Genomic DNA, 4,151 nt, shown 5'->3' with positions numbered 1-4,151 from the left:
GCCTCCGCATCGGCGGCGGCGGCCGTGTGGCGTTGTGCGGCGGCTTGCGCTTCGGTTTCCGCGGCGGCGTGGCGCTCTGCCGCGGCCTGGGCTTCCGTTGCTGCGGCGCGCGCGAAGGCTTCCGCGCTGCGGGCCGCCTGCTGCGCAGCGTGGTGATCGTGGAGGAGCTGATCGACGCCCATGGTGAGCGAAGCGATCTGATCGTTCAGGTTCATGCGTGTCTTCTCTGCGTAAGACCCGCGATTTTAACCGCTGCGCCGGTAGCGGGCCGCGCGGGACGTGTAACAAAGTGCGCAAAGCGGCGTGAAGCACGCCGCTTTGTGTTACTTCAGGTAGCCCGCGGAGCCGAACCAGTCGAGCGCATCGCGCAGCCCTTCGCGGTACGGGCGCGCACGGTAGCCGAGCTCGCGCTCGGCCTTCGCGGACGTGAAATACATCTTGTTCTTCGACATCCGCAGCCCGTCCACGGTGACGAACGGCTCCTTCTTCGTGAACTTCGCGACCGCTTCCGCCCCGACCGCGAGCGGGTAGAGCGGCCAGCGCGGCAGCGCGATCGTCGGCGCCTTGCGGCCCGTCATCTGCGCGATGTCCGCGAGCATCTGCTGCAGCGGCAGGTTCTCGCCGCCGAGAATGTAGCGCTCGCCGATCCGGCCGCGCTCGAGCGCGAGAAAGTGGCCGTGCGCGACGTCGTCCACATGCACGAGGTTCAGCCCCGTGTCGACGAACGCGGGAATCTTGCCGAGCGCGGCTTCGACGATGATGCGGCCGGTGGGCGTCGGCTTCACGTCGCGCGGGCCGATCGGCGTCGACGGATTGACGATCACGGCCGGCAGCCCTTCGTCCGCGATCATCCGCTCGACCGCGCGTTCCGCGAGCACCTTGCTGCGCTTGTAGACCCCGATCGCCTGCTCGGCCGTGAGCGGCCGGTTTTCGTCGGACGGATCGCCGGCGCTCGTCACCTTCAGCGTCGCGACGCTGCTCGTGTAGACGATCCGCTCGACGCCTTCCGCGCGCGCCGCGCGCATCGTCGCGACCGCACCTTCGAGGTTCGCGCGCTCGATCTCGTCGGGGTCCGGCGCCCACAGCCGGTAGTCGGCCGCCACGTGCAGCAGGTAGCGCACGCCGCGCAGCGCGGCGCGCATCGACGCCTCGTCGCGCATGTCGCCGGTGACGATCTCGGCGTCGAGGTCCGCCACGTTCGTGCGCGGGCTGGTCGGGCGCACGAGCACGCGCACCGCATAGCCCTTCTGCTGCGCAATGCGCGCGACGGCCGAGCCGACGAAGCCGGACGCGCCGGTGACGAGAACGAGATCGCGGGAGGTATCAGTCATGCGTTTCCTTCAGGGCCGCGCGCGAGCGGCGCGGCGGTTGAGCATCGGCGAGATTGTACGTGGTCGGCGCGCGCGGCGACGCAAGGCCGTGACGGGGGCGAACCGGCTCCGGCCCGTGTGCGAAGCGGCTGACGCGACTACAATGCCGGGCTTGAATCAACGGGAGGGCGACGCGATGAGCCGCAATGAACAGGACGAACGGATCGAGACCTACTACGTGCGGGTGCGCGGCGTCGTGCAGGGCGTCGGCTTCCGTCATGCGACGGTGCGCGAGGCGCATGCGCTGAAGCTGCGCGGCTGGGTCGCCAATCTCGAGGACGGCACCGTCGAGGCGATGATCCAGGGCTCCGGCGCGCAGATCGACCGGATGCTCGCGTGGCTGCGCCACGGGCCGCCGGCCGCGCGCGTGACCGAGGTGACGTTCGAGGAACGTCAGACCGAAAAGCGCTTCGAGCGCTTCCAGCAGCAGTAAGAGGCGCGGAACGATCATGACGGGGTATCCGGAGGCCGGGCGCGGCCTCATGTTGTCGGTGACGGCGTCGATGCTGTTCGCGCTGATGTCCGCCTACGCGAAACTGCTCGCGCCGCTCACGGGGCTCGACATCTTCGCGTGGCGCGTGTTGTGGACCGCACCGGGCGCGCTCGCGCTGATCGCGCTGCGCGGCCGCTTGCCCGCGCTCGTCGACCTCCTTCGGCGCAGCGTGCGCGACTGGCGTCTGCTGATTGCGCTGCCGGTGAGCGCCGCGCTGCTCGGCGTGCAGTTGTGGCTGTTTCTTTGGGCGCCGCTGCACGGCCGCATGCTCGAAGTGTCGCTCGGCTATTTCCTGCTGCCGCTGACGATGGTGCTCGTCGGCCGCTTCTACTATCACGAACGGCTCGATCCGCTGCAATGGGCGGCGGTCGCGTGCGCCGCGCTCGGCGTCGCGCACGAAGTGTGGGCGACGCGCGCGTTCGCGTGGCCGACGCTCGTCGTCGCGCTTGGCTATCCGCCGTATTTCGTGCTGCGCCGGCGGATCAACGCCGATTCGCTCGCCGCGTTCGCGGTCGAGATCGCGCTGCTGTGCCCGATCGCGTTCGCGATGGTCGTGACGAGCACGACGCACGTGGCCGACCATCCGGTGCTGTGGGCCGTGCTGCTGCCGGGCCTCGGCGTGCTCAGCACGCTCGCGCTCGCGAGCTACCTGAAGGCGAGCCGGATGCTGCCGATGGCGCTGTTCGGGATTCTCGGCTACGTCGAACCGGTGCTGCTCGTCGCGGTGTCGCTGCTGCTGCTCGGCGAGACGCTGAGCGTCGCGAAGCTCGCGACGTACGGGCCGATCTGGGTCGCCGTCGCGCTGACCGCGTGGCACAGCGCGATGCTGATGCGACGCCTGCCCGCGCGCGGATAAACGTCGATCGCGATGCGGCGGCCGCGTGCCGCGTGCCGCGTCGTGCATCGCAAGACAACGACACCGTAGCGGTCGAACATGCCGATGCTGACCGCAAACTGGCGTCGCACTGACGTGAGTCTGGCGACGCTGCCTGCTTTGCACGACAAGGCTCGCGCCTGTAATCGAACAGAAGATTCGGTTGCACTTTGTTACTTAGGGTCTCCCCGGATCGGCCATTAGACTGGCCTCACCGACTTCCCTTCGTATGCAGCCTTTCCATGAACGGTCATCTCCGTGCCTGGCCGGCCGGGTTGGCGCGATGCGAGCATACGCGTATCGCCGCTGATTCCGCTCGCCTTCTCCTTCCCCTTCCCGATCCATTCCAGGGTGCGTGCCGCACCGCCGTCGTGCAGGTGCGCTCATGTCGTTGAGCCCGCCGCCTTCCGCCACGTTTCCACCGTCGCGCAGCGGCCGCCTGATCGAAGTCGATTTCTTCCGCGGCGTCGTGCTGTTGATGATCGTCGTCGATCACATCGGCGCGAGCGTGCTGTCGCGCGTCACGCTGCACGCATTCGCGCTGTGCGACGCGGCCGAGGTTTTCGTCTTTCTCGGCGGCTTCGCGACCGCGAGCGCCTATGGCGCGATCGCCGAACGGCATGGCGCGCGCGCCGCGCAAAAGCGCTTCGTGCGCCGCGCGATGCAGATCTACCGCGCGTTTCTCGCGACCTCGACGCTGATGCTCGTCGTGTCGGCCGTACTCGACCACTACGGGATCGATGCGCCGAACCTCGCGCTCGACGACGTCAGCGTGATGCTCGCCTCGCCGCTCACGGGGGCAGCCGAGTTGCTGACGTTCCAGCGCCAGCCCTATCTCGCGTCGGTGCTGCCGATGTACGTGCTGTTCGCGCTCGCGTCGCCGGTGCTCGTGCCGTTCGCGCGCCGGCATCCGTGGCTGCTGGTTGTACTCAGCATCGCGTCGTGGCTGACGGCGGGCTGGCTCGGCCCCGAGCTGCTGGATACCGACGGATTCCGCTGGAGTTTCAATCCGTTCGCGTGGCAACTGATGTTCGTCGCCGGCGTGCTCGCGCGCTGCCAGCCGTTCTACCGGCGCATCGCGCTCGGGCGCTGCGGGGCAGCCGCGACCGGGCTCGCGTGCGCCGTCGTGCTCGGCTGCGCGAGCTACAAGCTGTTCTCGGGGCTGCCGCTGCCGGAAGGCGTGTTCAAGCGCGATCTCGCGCTGCCGCGCGTCGTGAGCTTCGCGGCCATCGCGTGGCTGATGGCCGATTGCGTGCGCTTCGGCTGGATCGCGCGGATCGCGCAGGGCGTGCGGCCCGTCGTGGCCGTCGGCCAGCGCGGGCTGATCTGCTTCGTCGCGGGCGCGGCGATCTCGCTCGTCATCGATTCGCTATTGCATCCGGTCGTGCGGAGTGCCGATCTGCGGCATGTCGGA

At 68.9% G+C, this 4,151-nt stretch carries 4 protein-coding genes and 1 pseudogene; 3 read left to right on the top strand and 2 right to left on the bottom strand.

The annotated features are described in order from the left end of the window. Together G3N99_RS35665 and hpnA are read right to left on the bottom strand one after the other, a co-directional pair. Positions 1 to 215 (bottom strand): annotated as a pseudogene (locus G3N99_RS35665) (phage tail protein); the annotation flags it as partial. A 108-nt stretch (positions 216 to 323) separates the two neighbouring features. Next, positions 324 to 1,331 carry a hopanoid-associated sugar epimerase gene (hpnA, locus tag G3N99_RS35660; RefSeq protein ID WP_011353724.1) on the bottom strand — a complete coding sequence of 336 codons (1,008 nt, stop codon included), beginning with the start codon at positions 1,329 to 1,331 and terminating at the stop codon, positions 324 to 326. Between the two features lie 175 nt (positions 1,332 to 1,506). On the opposite strand from hpnA, the gene G3N99_RS35655 reads away from it, so the two are divergent. The 3 genes from G3N99_RS35655 to G3N99_RS35645 form a co-directional block, all read left to right on the top strand. After that, positions 1,507 to 1,803 (top strand): acylphosphatase, encoded by a 297-nt coding sequence (locus G3N99_RS35655; RefSeq protein ID WP_174940647.1) that lies wholly within the window; start codon positions 1,507 to 1,509, stop codon positions 1,801 to 1,803. A gap of 16 nt (positions 1,804 to 1,819) precedes the next feature. Then, positions 1,820 to 2,719 (top strand): EamA family transporter RarD, encoded by a 900-nt coding sequence (gene rarD / locus G3N99_RS35650; protein ID WP_174945798.1) that lies wholly within the window; start codon positions 1,820 to 1,822, stop codon positions 2,717 to 2,719. A 403-nt stretch (positions 2,720 to 3,122) separates the two neighbouring features. Further along, the coding region (locus G3N99_RS35645; protein ID WP_206124702.1) for an OpgC domain-containing protein at positions 3,123 to 4,151 on the top strand (1,029 nt) is incomplete at its 3' end.

This window comes from Burkholderia sp. Ac-20392, from assembly GCF_017104585.1.
Classification (GTDB): Bacteria; Pseudomonadota; Gammaproteobacteria; order Burkholderiales; family Burkholderiaceae; genus Burkholderia; species Burkholderia lata.
This window is presented reverse-complemented; position numbering and strand designations above follow the sequence as displayed.